General features: G+C 50.2%; 14 protein-coding genes. 13 read left to right on the top strand and 1 reads right to left on the bottom strand.

Going from position 1 to position 15,595, the window contains the following annotated elements:
* The first annotated feature begins 181 nt into the window (after nt 1-181).
* The 9 genes from rbsK (at nt 182) to QZR21_RS00030 (ending at nt 10,283) form a co-directional block, all read left to right on the top strand.
* Complete coding sequence (rbsK, locus tag QZR21_RS00070) at nt 182-1,072, top strand: ribokinase (protein ID WP_296097231.1); 891 nt, start codon at nt 182-184, stop codon at nt 1,070-1,072.
* Nucleotides 1,060-1,464 (top strand): D-ribose pyranase, encoded by a 405-nt coding sequence (gene rbsD / locus QZR21_RS00065; protein ID WP_296097229.1) that lies wholly within the window; start codon nt 1,060-1,062, stop codon nt 1,462-1,464. The genes rbsK and rbsD overlap by 13 nt, the downstream gene beginning before the upstream one ends.
* Nucleotides 1,465-1,482: 18 nt before the next feature.
* Nucleotides 1,483-2,964 (top strand): sugar ABC transporter ATP-binding protein, encoded by a 1,482-nt coding sequence (locus tag QZR21_RS00060; RefSeq protein WP_307973791.1) that lies wholly within the window; start codon nt 1,483-1,485, stop codon nt 2,962-2,964.
* 4 nt (nt 2,965-2,968) lie between these two features.
* A complete protein-coding gene (rbsC, locus tag QZR21_RS00055) occupies nt 2,969-3,907 on the top strand; it encodes an ABC transporter permease subunit (protein WP_296097223.1) in 939 nt (312 codons plus the stop codon).
* 12 nt (nt 3,908-3,919) lie between these two features.
* A complete protein-coding gene (gene rbsB, locus QZR21_RS00050) occupies nt 3,920-4,837 on the top strand; it encodes a ribose ABC transporter substrate-binding protein RbsB (RefSeq protein ID WP_296097221.1) in 918 nt (305 codons plus the stop codon).
* A 191-nt stretch (nt 4,838-5,028) separates the two neighbouring features.
* The gene (gene murB, locus QZR21_RS00045; RefSeq protein WP_309296411.1) at nt 5,029-5,970 is read left to right on the top strand and encodes a UDP-N-acetylmuramate dehydrogenase; all 942 of its coding nucleotides are present in this window, start codon (nt 5,029-5,031) and stop codon (nt 5,968-5,970) included.
* Nucleotides 5,971-6,422: 452 nt separating this feature from the next.
* The gene (locus QZR21_RS00040; RefSeq protein WP_296097217.1) at nt 6,423-7,259 is read left to right on the top strand and encodes a hypothetical protein; all 837 of its coding nucleotides are present in this window, start codon (nt 6,423-6,425) and stop codon (nt 7,257-7,259) included.
* Nucleotides 7,260-7,443: 184 nt separating this feature from the next.
* The gene (locus tag QZR21_RS00035; protein WP_296097215.1) at nt 7,444-8,058 is read left to right on the top strand and encodes a phosphoribosylanthranilate isomerase; all 615 of its coding nucleotides are present in this window, start codon (nt 7,444-7,446) and stop codon (nt 8,056-8,058) included.
* A gap of 938 nt (nt 8,059-8,996) precedes the next feature.
* On the top strand, nt 8,997-10,283 hold the full coding sequence (locus QZR21_RS00030; protein ID WP_296097213.1) for an O-acetylhomoserine aminocarboxypropyltransferase/cysteine synthase family protein: 1,287 nt from the start codon (nt 8,997-8,999) through the stop codon (nt 10,281-10,283).
* A gap of 192 nt (nt 10,284-10,475) precedes the next feature.
* On the opposite strand, the gene QZR21_RS00025 is transcribed toward QZR21_RS00030, so the two are convergent.
* Nucleotides 10,476-10,943, bottom strand: coding sequence for a PaaI family thioesterase (locus QZR21_RS00025; protein WP_296097211.1), 468 nt, complete (start codon nt 10,941-10,943; stop codon nt 10,476-10,478).
* 366 nt (nt 10,944-11,309) lie between these two features.
* Between QZR21_RS00025 and hslV the strand changes: the two genes are divergently transcribed.
* The 4 genes from hslV (at nt 11,310) to QZR21_RS00005 (ending at nt 15,461) form a co-directional block, all read left to right on the top strand.
* The gene (gene hslV, locus QZR21_RS00020) at nt 11,310-11,840 is read left to right on the top strand and encodes an ATP-dependent protease subunit HslV (protein ID WP_296097209.1); all 531 of its coding nucleotides are present in this window, start codon (nt 11,310-11,312) and stop codon (nt 11,838-11,840) included.
* The gene (gene hslU, locus QZR21_RS00015; protein WP_296097207.1) at nt 11,840-13,195 is read left to right on the top strand and encodes an ATP-dependent protease ATPase subunit HslU; all 1,356 of its coding nucleotides are present in this window, start codon (nt 11,840-11,842) and stop codon (nt 13,193-13,195) included. The genes hslV and hslU overlap by 1 nt, the downstream gene beginning before the upstream one ends.
* A gap of 548 nt (nt 13,196-13,743) precedes the next feature.
* Nucleotides 13,744-14,733 carry a biotin--[acetyl-CoA-carboxylase] ligase gene (locus QZR21_RS00010; protein ID WP_296097204.1) on the top strand — a complete coding sequence of 330 codons (990 nt, stop codon included), beginning with the start codon at nt 13,744-13,746 and terminating at the stop codon, nt 14,731-14,733.
* A gap of 158 nt (nt 14,734-14,891) precedes the next feature.
* Nucleotides 14,892-15,461 carry a biotin transporter BioY gene (locus QZR21_RS00005; RefSeq protein WP_296097202.1) on the top strand — a complete coding sequence of 190 codons (570 nt, stop codon included), beginning with the start codon at nt 14,892-14,894 and terminating at the stop codon, nt 15,459-15,461.
* The last annotated feature ends 134 nt before the right edge of the window (nt 15,462-15,595 follow it).

Below are 15,595 nucleotides of genomic sequence, written 5' to 3'. Positions count from 1 at the left end.
TTTTCTTTTCCTTAACGTCCTTTTCCCTTTCGGGTATAATAGAGAAAATACGGTCTTTGTGCGTTCTTTCGGGCATTTGTAAAATTTTCATATCATCTTTAATCTCCCCGGACTTTGTGATAGAATAATAGCGTTGACTTGAAAAAGTATATACTGTTTATACATCTGTTTTGGAGGTTTTATGGGACATATTTCTGTGATCGGAAGCTGCAATATGGACCTCACCGTAGAGGCGGACCGCCGTCCGCAGGCCGGTGAAACGGTGATGGGGAAGCGGCTTGTTGTTTCTCCCGGCGGCAAGGGCGCCAACCAGGCGGTGGCGGCTGCAAGGCTCGGAGAAGAGGTCTACATGATCGGCTGCGTGGGAGATGATCCCTACGGCAGTCTCATGCTGAAAGCCCTGAAGGACAGCCACGTGAAGACGGACTATGTGTCAGTGCTGGAGGGTGTCAATACCGGTACAGCCCACATCATCCTGGCGGAAGGGGACAACAGCATCATCGTTATCAAAGGGGCCAATGAAAAGGTGACCCGAGACGTGGTGGACAAGGCCTTTGATGTGATCCGTACATCGGACCTGGTCATGCTGCAGCATGAAATTCCCATGGATACCATCGGTTACATTATTGACCGGTGCTGCGAAGAAAAGGTTCCGGTCATGCTGAATCCGGCTCCCTATATGGATATTCCGGAGGACTGGATTGAAAAGGTGACTTACATAACCCCCAATGAACACGAGGCGGCCCTCATGTTCAAGGGCATGGACCGGGATGAAATCCTGAAGTCCCATGCGGGCAAGGTGATTATGACTGTGGGAAAGGATGGCGTCCTCTATGGTGAAAAGGAGGAAGTCGTCCATGTTCCCGGATTTTCTGTGTCCGTGGTAGATACCACAGGGGCAGGAGATACATTTAATGGCGCTTTTGCAGCAGGCCGGTGCGAGGGGCTTTCCGTAAAGGAAGCCATCCGTTTCGCCAATGCCGCCGCTGCTTTGTCTGTAGGTAAACTGGGTGCCCAGGGAGGAATGCCCTGGCGGAAAGATGTGGAGGATATGCTCTCATGCAAAAAGTAGGAATTCTGAACAGCAGTATTGCCAAGGTTCTGGCTGACCTGGGACATACGGATAAGGTGTGCGTAGGAGACTGTGGCCTCCCCGTTCCGGCAGGCGTTCCTAAAATCGATCTGGCCCTTCGGCTGGGCGAACCGCCATTCATTGAAGTGGTGAAGGAAATGGCGAAGTACATGCAGATCGAAAAAATCTATATTGCACCGGAAACAAAGATCAAGAATCCAAAGCAGTGGGCAGCACTGCAGGAAGTTTTCCCGGAAAGCGAAGTGGAATGGGTGCTTCTGGATTCCCATGAACAGCTGAAAGCCTGGGAAAAGGACTGCAAGGCAGTCATCCGCACCGGGGAAATCACACCGTTCTCCAACGTCATTCTCCAGTCCGGAGTCATCTTCTAAGAGAGGGAAACGAGTTACATGGACATACAAATGGCAGGGATTTGCAAATCCTTCGGTACCAATAAAGTGCTGGGCGGGGTTAACCTTCATATCCGTCCCGGCGAAGTTCATGCCCTCATGGGGGAAAATGGCGCCGGCAAATCCACATTAATGAACATTCTCACCGGTATCCATAAGGCCGATGCCGGTACCATTCTGGTGGACGGGAAAGAAGTGACTTTCCGCAATAATAAAGATGCGGAAGAACACGGTATCGCCTTCATCCACCAGGAACTGAACATCTGGCCGAATCTTACGGTGCTGGAAAACCTGTTCCTCATGAACCAGCCCAAGACAAGATTCGGGACCATTGATTTCAAAAAGATGCACGAAATAGCAGAAGCCAAGTGCAAGGAAATCGGTATTGACCTGCCGCTGGATGAAGTGGCAGGGGACTGTTCCGTGGGCCAGCAGCAGATGACGGAAATTACGAGATGCCTTATGCTCGATGCCAAAACGGTCATCATGGATGAACCGACGGCTGCCCTGACGGAAAGGGAAACGGACCGCCTCTTTGAAGTGATGAAAAAACTGAAAGCCCGGGGCGTTTCCATTATCTATATTTCCCACCGTATGGAAGAGGTTTTTGCAAACTGCGATACCATCACCGTCATGCGGGATGGACAGACCATCAGCTCCCGTCCTACGGAAGAAACGAATATGGACCAGATCGTAGGGGATATGGTGGGCCGTGTGATGAGTGAATATTATCCGGCCCGCACCAATGTGCCGGGAAATGAAATCTTCCGGGTGGAACACTTTACCCAGCCCGGCGTTTTCAGGGATATTTCCTTCAATCTCAGAAAAGGGGAAATCCTCGGCGTGGCTGGCCTCATGGGCGCCGGCCGTACGGAAATCATGCGGGCAATCTTCGGCGTGGATCCCCATAAGGAAGGGAAGCTCTTCTTTGAAGGGAAGGAAATCCATATCAATAATCCCCGGGATGCCATCAAAGCTGGATTTGGTTTCATTACGGAAAACAGAAAAACCGAAGGTCTGATTCTTGATTTTTCCATTGAACGTAACATTGCCCTGCCCAGTGAAGAACGGCTGGCTAAGCACGATGTAATTAATGATAAAGAGGAATTTGATTTTTCCAGCACCCTTTCCAAACGGCTCGGCGTGAAAGCCCAGGATATCAACCTGCCCGCCAGCACTCTTTCCGGCGGCAACCAGCAGAAAGTGGTCATTGCCAAATGGGTGGGCATGCACCCGAAACTTCTGATTCTCGATAAACCGACAAGGGGCATCGATATCGGCGCCAAAAAAGATATTTACGATCTGATGAATGAACTGACTGCCCAGGGCGTATCCATTATCATGGTCTCTTCGGAACTTCCGGAAGTCATCGGCATGAGCGACAGGGTTCTGGTCATTCACGAAGGCACGGTGGCCGGCATTGTCGAACATAAAGATGCCACCCAGACCCGCATTATGACACTTGCAACCGGAGGAGAGTAACAGCATGAGTTCTGCAAAAGTAAAAAATATAATCAGAGAAATGGGACCGCTCATTGGCCTCATCGTTCTCTTCGTTGTCATTTCCGCATTGAATGACAGCTTCATTGATCCGTCAAACCTGAAAAACCTGGCACGCCAGATTTCCATTAATGCCCTGATTGCCTTTGGGATGACCTTTGTCATCCTTACCGGCGGCATCGACCTTTCCGTAGGCAGTATCCTGGCCCTGTCCAGTGCTCTTATGGCCAGCATGATTGCCAAAGGGACCAATCCGGAAATGGCCATCGTCTTTTCCGCTTTTATCGGTATTCTTCTGGGCGCCATCAACGGTATCATTATTTCCTATGGCAAGGTGGCACCTTTCATCGCTACACTGGCTACCATGACTATTTACCGTGGTTCCACCCTCGTGTTTACAAACGGCAACCCGATTTCCGGCCTTTCCGATGATCCTATCTTCACCGGCTTCGGCCAGGGCTTTATCATGGATATCCCGGTACCGGCCATTATCATGCTCATTGCTTTCTTTATTCTCTGGTTTGTATTAAAGAAGACACCCCTTGGCCGCCAGACCTATGCCGTAGGTGGCAATGAAAAAGTTTCCTACATTTCCGGTATCAAGATTGACAGAATCAAGATTTTTGCCTATTCTTTAACAGGATGCCTCTGCGCAATTGCAGGTGCTATCCTTACTGCCCGCCTGAACAGCGCCCAGCCGACAGCCGGTATGGGCTATGAACTGGATGCCATCGCAGCCGTTGTTCTTGGCGGTACGTCTCTTGCAGGCGGCAAAGGCCGTATTTCTGGTACCCTGATCGGTGCACTGATCATCGGTACCCTGAATAATGGTCTTAACATATTAAATGTATCCAGCTTCTACCAGCAGGTTGTCAAAGGCGTAGTTATTCTGCTCGCAGTACTTATGGATCGCAAGAAAAACTAAGGAGGAAAACAAGTGTTAAAGAAAATCGCATTAGCTGCTCTCATTGGCGCAGCTCTCATTTCCGTCGCAGGCTGCGGCTCTTCTGACAAGAAGGCTGCCGGTTCCGCTTCTGCTTCCAAGAAAGTAACCATTGGCTTCTCCGTATCTACCCAGAACAATCCGTTCTTCGTGACCATGGCTAACAGCGTAAAAGCAGCTGCTGATAAGGCAGGTGTCAACGTAAAGATCGTTGATGCCCAGAATGATCCGGCTAAACAGTCCAATGATATTGCCGACCTGCTCCAGGGAAATATCAGCGTACTCATCGTTAACCCGGTAGACTCTGCTGCAATCTCCAACTCCGTACTGGCTGCCAACAAGGCAAAGATTCCGGTCATCACCATCGACCGCTCTGCCGATAAAGGCGAAGTCGCTGCCCATATCGCTTCCAACAACGTCAAAGGCGGCGAAATGGCTGCAGAATATATCGTTTCCAAACTGGGTGAAGGCACTCCGGTGGCTGAACTGGAAGGTATCCCCGGTGCTTCTGCATCCCGTGAAAGAGGCCAGGGCTTCCACAACGTGGCAGACAGCAAACTGAAGGTCCTTGCTAAACAGAACGCCGACTTCGACCGTTCCAAAGGCCTCACCGTTGCTGAAAACATTCTCCAGGCAAATCCTGATGTAAAGGCAATCTTCGCACAGAACGATGAAATGGCTCTCGGTGCTGTAAGTGCAGCAAAAGCAGCTAACAAACAGGTATTCATCATCGGCTTCGATGGCACCGATGACGGTATCAAAGCAGTCAACGATGGCTCCATGGCGGCTACCATTGCCCAGCAGCCGGATAAGATGGGTGAAATCGGCGTAGAAACCGCTATCAAACTGGCTAAGGGTGAAAACGTAGATAAGAATATTGCCGTAGACCTGAAACTGGTAGAAAAGAAATAATCATAAAATAAATTTTTGACAACCTGGAAAAAGCCGTGGGAATTGATTCCCACGGCTTTTTTACCTGTAGTGGTGAATACATCTGCTATAAACGGACAGGAAATATCTGGTTCTCCATAGTTTCATTTTTCCTGCCACATACCAATTTTATAATTTCCATTGACGTTACCAACAGGCAAATTTATAATAGTATGAGTAATTATTTCAATGGAAAAGGGACACATATGAATAAAGAATATGCACAGATTTTTTCAAATGTTTTAGATGAAAAGCAAATAAAAATAAATGAGCCCATGAGCCGTCACACCACCTTTGGTATCGGTGGTCCGGCGGATTGTTTTCTTGTGCCCAAAACGGCGGAGGAGCTCTGCGTGGTATCGAAGCTGGCTCACAGGAATCATATCCCCGTATTTATTCTTGGTGGCGGGGCCAACCTGCTTGTCCGGGATAAGGGAATCCGGGGCGTAGTCATTTTTACAGGACGGCTCCATAAGATTGAACAGAGCGGAAATCTCCTGAAGGTTTCAAGCGGTGTTTCTACGGCCCAGGCAGCCCAGGCAGCCTATGAAAGGGGACTCTCGGGCATGGAATTCGCCAGCGGTATTCCGGGTACCATCGGTGGGGCAGCTTATATGAATGCCGGTGCCTATGGCGGTGAAATGTCGAAAATTATTGTTTCCGCCACTACCTGTGATGCCAGGGGAGATCTGATTACCTATGACAGCCGGGATATCGGCTATTCCTACAGGCATAGTCTTTTCATGGAAAACGGAGAAGCCATTGTGGATATTACGCTTTCCCTGAAGCCGGGAAATAAAAAGGATATCCGGGCTCTTATGGATGACCTGAACCACCGGAGACGGACGAAGCAGCCCCTGGAAAAACGGAGCGCCGGCAGTACGTTCAAGCGGCCATCCGGTCATTTCGTGGGCCAGATGATTGAGGAACTGGGTCTTAAGGGCTATGCGGTGGGCGATGCCCAGGTCAGCGAGAAACATGCGGGTTTCCTGATCAATAACGGCCACGCCAGCTGCGAAGACATGCTTCATCTTATTCACGATGTGCAGCAGAAGGTCAAAGAAAACTACGGTGTGGATCTCCATACGGAAGTCCAGATCGTGGGAGAAGAATGATAAGAATAGGCTGTGACCTTTTCTCTGGTTAAGGCTCTGACTTACGGTAAAGCTGCCGTCAGGAGTCACGGCGGCAGCACTTTCGGTTTTAGATACTGCTTTGGGTTACCTTGCTCGAAGAATAGTACCTTTCCATTAACTTATTTATAATGATGCGGCGCACAAATGATGTTGCGCCGTCTTTTTTTATAGTCATACGACGCGAAGTGGCCGGATATGTCCTGCAATAGCAGCCTGGTCGTCTGACGACGTCTGATGGTAGAAGCTCCAATCACCGGATGGGGGATCGGCCATTGGGCCTGCAGGACCTGCCTGGCTCCATTCCTTGGAGAAAAGGTTCAAAGCTCTAAGCCCTTCGCATAAAATTGGCCTCTCAAGCGCCGCAGGCTGTCCACCTGCCTGCCACGCCATGATATAATGAATAGAATAAACAGATGAAAGGAGACATGGCTATGGAAACCATTGGATTTTATGGCCCTCCGGGGACGGGGAAAAGTGACCGGGCCCTGGTGATTGCCTATGAAAACAAGGCATCCTGTATCATTGATGATGGCATCCTGATTTACCACAGCCGTATTGTGGCGGGGAAATCAGCCAAACGGGAAGCAAGCCGCCTCAAGGCGGTGTGGCGGGCCATTTTCTGGGATAAAGAGCAGCGGGATGAAGTGCGGCAGGCTTTGAAGAAAATCAATCCGAAGCGGGTCCTTATCCTTGGTACCTCAGACCGTATGGTGGTGACCATTGCAAAGGCACTGGATCTTCCTATGCCTTCCAAATATATCCGTATCGAAGATGTGGCAAAGCCGGAAGACATGCTGAAGGCCAGCGAGGCCCGGCATAAGGAAGGGAAGCATGTCATCCCTGTGCCTACCATGGAGCTGAAGCCCTATTTCAAAGGGTATATGGTGGATCCTCTCCGTTTTCTTCGAAACCGGAAAAAAGAGCCGAAGCGGTTCAGTGAATGGAATGAGCGCTCCGTAGTGCGGCCGGTGTTCAGCTATTATGGAAAGCTTACATTTTCCGACCAGGTCATTGAAGATCTTGTACGGTATTCCGTGCGGAACCTGAAAAAAATCCGGATTCGCCATGTAAAGAGCAAGAAGAGTGAAAGCCAGGTGAACGGATTGATTCTTCGGCTGGATGTGACTGTCCGCAGCGGCACGCCCCAGGAAATCAAAAGGACCATCCACACTATGCGGGACCATGTACAGAAGGAAATCGAATATACCACCGGTATGTCCCTGGAGGCCATGAAGATTGACATCGTCACCGGGGTGGCGCAGGATTGATTACGGCTGGATGAACGGGTGGGGGATATATGGATGAGCTTCCTGCAGACGGGGCCTTTGGCAAGTCTGCGGTGCTCCATGAATTGTACTCCGCCACAGCTATTCCTGATTTTTGGGCCGCTGCGTGCTTCTTTTGCAATCCTCTTTTCTCTTTGCTTTTTTCTTATCAGACAGGACTGTATCTATGAAAACGAAAATCAAGATTTGCGGTATCACTACACCGGAAGAAACAGAATACCTTCCACCGGAAGAGGTAGATTTTATGGGGATGGTCCTGTTCTGTCCAAAGAGCAGGCGGAATATTTCCCTGGGCCGGGCCATGGAGATTATGGAGGCGGCGCCGAAGGAAATCCAAAAGACGGCGGTCACCGTATCTCCTTCCCTGGAGCAGGCTTTAGCAATTGAGAAAGCCGGGTTTGACTGTATCCAGATCCATGGAGCCCTGGATTCCCGCATGATCCGGACCATTCATATCCCCATCATCCGGGCGGTGAATATGAAGGAAGGCATGCCGACAATAGAAGACAATGCCCCTGTCAGGGCCTGGCTTTTTGATGCGGCCCAGCCGGGCAGTGGGAAATCGTTCGACTGGAATCGGCTGGCTGGGATTCCAAGGGGAGGTAAGAAATGGATTCTAGCTGGCGGCCTTACTCCGGTCAATGTGGGGGAAGCCATTGCTATTGTCCATCCGGATATGGTGGATGTATCTTCCGGTGTGGAATATGAGGACCGGAAGGGTAAGGATCCGGAGAAAATCGCTGCCTTTATCCGCGCCGTGCGGGAGGCGGATGGAGAATAAAGGGGCTAGGGAAGCGCTGATTAATTCGCAGAGTCCGATTATACATGTATTTTCATGCAATACTGCGTCATAATCCTTCTTAAATAGCTCGCTAATCGGGTCGGATTATTCCTTGTATTGCATGAAAATACAAGAGTATAATCGAACAACGATTTAATCAGTGCTTCCCTAGGGCAGCTCAGGGGGAATGGCTTCCGGTCAAAGGGGAAGTGCGGCAGGGCCGCGGTTCTGTATCAGATTGGAGGCTTCCCTGTTTGTGTTCGGTTACATTTGCTTCTCACTCTTCACTATTTACCACTTGACAATTTTCCCATCCCATGATACATTTAACACAACTTCAAACAAGGAAGAAAAGAGTAGGTTCCTGAAAACAGCCTAGCGAGTCCGGATAGTGAAAGCGGATATGGATAGGGCGCTGAAGTGCATTTCTGAGTTTGGAAGGCCGAAAAAGAGTAGGCTTTCCCGGGAACTCCCGATACAGAGTCAGGGTATACGGTAATCAAGTACCCCATAAGGTGCTTCTGGTGACAGGAGCATGAATATTAGGTGGAAACACGAGTCTCTCGTCCTGGTAAAGGATGGGAGTTTTTTTATTTTCCGGGAGGATGAAACAGGATGAAGAAACTGGCAGAAATGATGGATACCGTAAGATGGGGCCTTTACAGCTGCCTTCTCTTTATCGGAGTTTCTTCTCCGGCATTCCATCAGTTTTACGGAAAATAAAAGTGTGTGATATCCGGGAGACGCCCGTTACAGCGCAGGGGCATAGAAACATGCCTTGAAACAGCCTGGCCCTGGCCTGGCGATAATGACCTTAAGAAAGAGGAGGAGCAGGATATGACAGTGGGTTTCCGATGTCGGGCCATGATTGGTTCAAACAGTGAAAAACAGGCAGAAAACAGATAATATTCAATTTATAACCATGGGAGGAATCAATTATGGCAGACACAAAGAAATATCGTTTTGAAACACTTCAGCAGCATGCAGGACAGGTACCGGATCCCACCACAGGAGCCAGGGCTGTTCCGATTTACCAGACCACATCCTACGTATTCCATGATGCCCAGGAGGGGGAAGATCTCTTTGCTCTTCGGAAACCGGGATTCATCTACGGCCGCCTCACAAATCCTACCCAGGATGTCCTGGAAAAGCGGCTGGCTGCTCTGGAAGGAGGCACTGCAGGTCTTGCTGTAGCCAGCGGTGCGGCGGCAGTGACCTATTCTATCCTGAACATTGCCGGCGCCGGCGATGAAATTGTTTCCACTTCCACTCTTTACGGCGGCACCTATGAACTCTTCACCGACACCCTGCCACAGCTCGGTATCCATACCCGCTTCGTAAACCCGGACCATCCGGAAGAAATCGAAGCGGCCATTACCGAAAAGACAAAGGCCGTTTATATCGAAACCCTGGGCAACCCGGCCATCAATATTCCGGACTTCGATACCATCCGCGACATTGCCCACGCCCATCACCTGCCGGTACTTATTGATAATACGTTCGCGACCCCCTACCTCTTCCGCCCATTGGAACACGGACTGGATGTTGTCATTCATTCCACTACGAAATTCATCGGCGGCCATGGGACGACTCTGGGCGGCGCTATTATTGAAAATGGACAGTTCGACTGGAACCAGCCAAAGCGGTATCCCCATTTTGCCAATCCAGATGCTTCCTACCATGGTATCAATTTTGCCAAAGATGTACCGGGTGCCGGCTTTGTCACCCGTATTCGTGCCAAAGTTCTCCGGGATACGGGCGCCGCTATTTCCCCGATTTCCGCATGGTTCTTTATCCAGGGTCTGGAAACCCTTTCTCTCCGCGTAGAACGGCATGTATCCAATGCCCAGAAACTGGCAGAATTCCTGGAACAGCACCCGAAAGTAGCCAAGGTCAATTACCCGGGCCTCGAATCTTCGCCGTACCACAAACTCCAGCAGAAATACCTGCCTAAAGGGGCCGGCTCTATTTTCTCCATTGAACTGAAAGACGGCTTCCAGGCAGCCCGTAAGTTCATCGACAGCCTGGACATTTTCTCGGACCTGGCCAACGTAGGGGATTCCAAGTCCCTGGTTGTCCATCCGGCATCTACCACCCACCAGCAGCTGGATGAAGCGGCCCAGAGAGCTGCCGGCATTACCCCAGGCACCGTCCGTATCTCCGTAGGTATTGAAAATATTGACGACCTTCTGGAAGACGTAGAACAGGCGCTGGCTAAGATCTGATGATCCTTCATAAGGGCTGTACTCCTCACGGGGATGGCACCACAAATAAAAAACACCCGGAACGGGTTAACCGTTTCAGGTGTTTTTTATTCGTGGATGAGTGTCGTGCGAAAGAATGAAATGGACGACAATATAATATATGGAAGCTCCGCCTTATGAAGCCGTCTGGCCTCAATTCTCTTCACACCATTCTCACCCTTCCCAATGTTCCGGGATTTCCGGGAAAGGCTTCATTATCATCATGGTAGCCAGGATATTGGCCATGAGATGGTTTTCTTCATCGTACATATTGGCTTCGATAACGATGGTCTTCCGCCCCCGGTGGGTGATATGGCTGGTGACACGAATTGTTTCTCCGGACTTCGCATTGCGGATGAAATTCATGGTCATGGATACAGTGACCACCGACGCACCTACGGAGGCACTGGTAACGCCGGTTACGGAGTCCGCCAGGGCTACCAGGACACCGCCATGGAGGCGGCCGGTGTGGTTATTGTGTTTGGCGGGGTCTGTTTTCAGGCTTACCGTCACGCTGCCGCAGTGGATTTCATCAATGTGGATATGGAAATAATCAGCCATGAAATGGTTCTTGCTGTAAATATCCCGTATATGCTGCCGGATCTTTTCCGGGTCTGTAATCTGGATAACTTCGTCTGCCATAATGGTCCCATCCTTCTTATGATTTATCCTATCTATCTTACTCGACAGGGGAGGGGATTGCAAGATGGGAGGGCCGCCAGTTCTCCTGAAAGCCAACTATACGATATCCGGTGAATCCCCGGTAAGCTGTAAGCTTATCCCGCTTAATCTCATTTGCCCGGAGAGTCTATTCCTATCAGTGTTCAAGGCTAGAGGCTCTAAGTTCTATCTGTTAGCATGTCTTTCTGCCGGAAGGCGCCCGGCCCCGGCCGTCTTCCCTTCTGTCATTTTCTACCGACCTAACGTATAATAGATAGAGGTATGACAATTATGCTGCCCTTTGGCAGTGACCTATAGAAACTTTGTGGTTATATGACAGGAGGTACTATGTTTACAGCAACAACGATACTGGCGGTCAAGAAAGACGGCCATACGGCCATGGCCGGCGATGGGCAGGTAACCATGGGCAATGCGGTGATCATGAAGAATACAGCCCGCAAGGTACGCAGGCTTTACCACGGGAAAATCATTGCAGGGTTTGCAGGTTCCGTGGCCGATGCCTTTTCTCTTTTTGATAAATTTGAATCCAAACTCCGTGACTGCAATGGCAACCTTGTCCGGGCAGCGGTGGAATTTGCCAAGGACTGGCGCAGTGACCGGGTGCTGCAGAAGCTGGAGGCCCTGCTCATTCTTACCGATGGGGAGCATCTTTTCCTTGTATCCGGCAGCGGGGAAGTCATAGAACCTGATGATGGCATCCTGGCCATTGGAAGCGGCGGCAACTATGCTCTGGCAGCCGCCCGTGCTCTTGCCCAGTCCACGAATCTCTCCGCCCGGGAAATTGCAGAAAAATCGCTCCATATTGCAGCGGACATCTGCGTTTATACGAACCATAATGTAATAGTGGAGGAAATCTGATGGAAGAACTGACACCTCGTAAAATTGTAGAGTATCTGGACCAGTATATCGTAGGCCAGAAAGAAGCGAAACGTTCTGTGGCTGTAGCCCTTCGGAACCGCTGGCGGGCGAGTCGTCTTGCCCCGGAAATTGCAAAAGAAATCAGCCCGAAAAATATTCTCCTTATCGGTCCTACGGGCGTAGGCAAGACAGAAATTGCCCGACGTATTGCGTCTCTTACCCATGCTCCCTTCGTGAAGGTAGAAGCGACCAAGTACACAGAAGTAGGGTATGTAGGCCGGGATGTGGAGTCCATGGTGCGGGATCTGGTGGAAGAAGCGGTACGGCTGGTGAAAAAGGAAGAATCATCCCGCCATGGCCGGGATGCGGAGGAAGAGGCAGTGCGCCGCATCGGAGAAGCCATGTGGCCATCGAAGAAGCCGGAAACCCGGAGCCCCATGGATATCATTTTCGGTGAGAAGAAACAGGAAGCCCCCCAGAATGAGGGAGAAAAGGAACGGCGGAAGGACCTGCTGGAAAGGATCCGGAGCGGAGAGCTCGATGACCGGCAGATTGAAATCGAAGTGGAGGACCGAGGCAGCGCTCCCCAGTCTGATAATGAACAGGCCAACCAGATTTCCATCATGATCACCAGCATGATGCCGAAAAAGATGAAAAAGAAAAAAGTGACCGTCCGTGATGCAAAGAAGATTCTGGCCGAAGAGGCGGCAGACGAAATGGTGGACATGGAAGTAGTGAAGGATCGGGCCATCCATTACGCCGAGGAACGGGGCATCATTTTCATTGATGAAATCGATAAAATCGCTGGCCGCCACGGTTCTTCCGGCGGCCCCGATGTATCCCGGGAGGGAGTGCAGCGGGATATCCTTCCCATTGTGGAAGGGGCCACGGTGAAGACAAAGTATGGCCAGGTGAAGACAGACCACATTCTTTTCATGGCTGCCGGAGCATTCCATGTTTCCAAACCCAGTGATCTTATTCCGGAACTGCAGGGCCGTTTCCCTATCCGCGTGGAACTTTCGAGCCTTACGAAGGAGGACCTGCGCCGGATTCTGACAGAACCGAGGCAGGCACTGATCCGTCAGTACACGGCACTTCTGGAAACGGAAGGAGTCAAGGTGACTTTCCGGGAAGATGCGCTGGATACGATTGCAGAAATCGCATCCCGGGTCAATTCGGAGACGGAAGATATCGGAGCCCGCCGGCTCTATACCATTCTGGAACGGGTGCTGGAGGATCTGTCCTTTGAAGCACCGGACCTTGAAAATAAGGATGTCACCATTGACAGTACCTATGTCAAGGAAAAGCTGGGCCAGATTACGGAAAATATTGATATTTCAAACTATATCCTGTGACAGGCAGTCCCCGGAGATGGAAACCATCTCCGGGGATTTTTGATGAGGCTGAAGAATATGTGAACATAGGGAGCCTTGCGTTGGGCAGGCCTTTTGAGCAAATGATATCAAGCTCCAATGGGAAAGGGATTACAGCTATCCGCTTACAGCTTACCGGGAATGAGCCGCTTCGCAGCTGTTGTCGTGTGGCGGGATATTTAAGGAGAGTTATGACGAAGCAGTGCATAAAAATCCTTATGAAGTCTGACTCTGCAGAAAGCTCCCTTTAGAAAAGGGAGCTTTCTGCAGAGTCAATTGCACGTTGGGAGGAACAGAGTCATCAGAATCCCATCTTCGGCCCGGCACCCAAAGGCGGCACTTCCTGGTATTCTGCGCTGCCGCCATCCTTCCTGTGAGGATTATTCTCCTTAAAAATAATGTCAATACATATGATAAATCAGGTTGACTAATGGTTTACAACTGACTATAATTAGAGAAAATAGTACAGGCAGAGAAAAGAAATTTCTCCATGCCTTTTGGACATCATCCATTCTAATAGGAGGCGTTTTATGAGGAACGAGATTCTGGAGTATTTCAGAAAGGCCAATGGACAATTTGTTTCCGGACAGCAGATTTCCAAAGACCTCCATGTTTCCCGGACGGCTATCTGGAAACATATTAACGTATTGAAAGAGCGGGGCTATATTTTTGAATCCAGTACCCGGAAAGGGTACCGGCTCATTTATGCGCCCAATCTTTTGACCCCTTTGGAAATTGAAAGCGCCCTCCATACGGAGACCTTTGGCCGCCATGTGGTATATCTGGAAACGACTTCCTCCACCAACGATGAGGCCAAAGAAATCGCCAGAAAAGGGGCGGAAGAAGGGACCATTGTCATTGCCGAGGAACAGACAAATGGCCATGGCCGGCTGACGAGGAAGTTCAACTGTCCCTTTGCCAAGGGTATCTGGTTCTCCCTGATCCTTCGTCCGAAGTTCTTCCCCATGGAAGCAGCGAAATGTACACTGCTGGCAGCCATCGGCGTATGCCGGGGCATCCGCCGCATGGGACTTAAGGATGCCGGTATCAAGTGGCCCAATGATATTCTCTACCATGGAAAGAAAATGGTGGGCATTCTTACAGAAATGTCTGCTTCCATGGAAAAGATTGACTATATTATTATCGGCATTGGTATCAATACGGGTATGAAGAAAAATGATTTCCCCGAAGAAGCACGGGAAACGGCGACTTCTTTCCTGAATGAAGGTATCGATGTATCCCGGAAAGACCTGCTGGCTGCGGTTCTGTGGGAACTGGAAAAGGAATATAAAGTGGCCCAGGAAGAGGGGTTCGATAAGGTTCTGGAAGACTGGAAATCCCTCTCCGTCACCATCGGTCAGGATGTACGTGTTATTTTCGGTGATGACAGCTATACGGGCAAGGCTATTGGCATTGATAAGGATGGATGCCTTCTGGTGGATACGGGTAAAGCAGTAACCCGTGTACTGGCAGGAGATGTATCGATTCGCCCCGTTGATGCACCGATACCAAAGCGCTGATGGTGCAGTGGTGAGATTGTGGCACCTGGCAGGTGCCGGATAGAAGGAGGTCCCGGTTTTCAGAGTCCGGGAACATTGTGAGCAGCAGCCGTTCCGGGCATTTCACTCTTCATGTCTGAGTCACGGACGGTCAGCCGAAAAAGGAGAAGAGGATTCCTATGGAAAAAGAAAAAATGCATAACATGATCAGTGCCGCCATATTTGCGGGAATTATGGCGATTTTATCCCAGTTCACGTTCCCCATTGGACCGGTGCCGATTACTCTGCAGAGTTTCGTTTGTGCCCTGGCCGGCGGTGTGCTGGGGCGGAAATGGGGAGCCATTTCCATAGGACTGTGGCTCCTTTTGGGGCTCATGGGGGTTCCGATTCTCACCATGGGCAAAGCAGGAGCAGGCATTTTCCTTTCTCCTGTTGGCGGCTATTATCTGGGCTTTGTGGTGATGGCCTGGGTGTCCGGGTTCCGGCTTGCTGAAAAGGGCCATTTCTTACGGCAGGTATCTTCCGCCGTACTGGGCCTCATCTGCTGCTATTTCCTGGGACTTGTATGGTTCATTGGATATTTCCATTTCGGACTGGGCAAGGATATGCCTCTCTGGACAGCACTGACTCTGACCGTATTCCCCTTCGTAGCTTTTGACCTGATCAAAGTGGTGCTTGGCGTCATTCTGGGGACCCGGATCCGTCAGTCCCTGAACCAGGCAGGATACTACGCATCTACAGAACATTGATGGTGATTTAGGGAAACGCTGATTTAATCAAGAAAATATCGTCAGAAAACACTCTTTCCTGTAAAATAGAGATAAAAGGTAAAAAGTGTCATGAAAGGCGGTATTCCCTTATGAAACAGCAGACTTTCACAGAT

Origin of the sequence: uncultured Dialister sp., assembly GCF_900541605.1 — a bacterium.
Lineage (GTDB): Bacteria > Bacillota > Negativicutes > Veillonellales > Dialisteraceae > Dialister.
The sequence above is the reverse complement of the archived record's forward strand: the minus strand, read 5'-3'. Positions and strand labels throughout refer to the sequence as shown.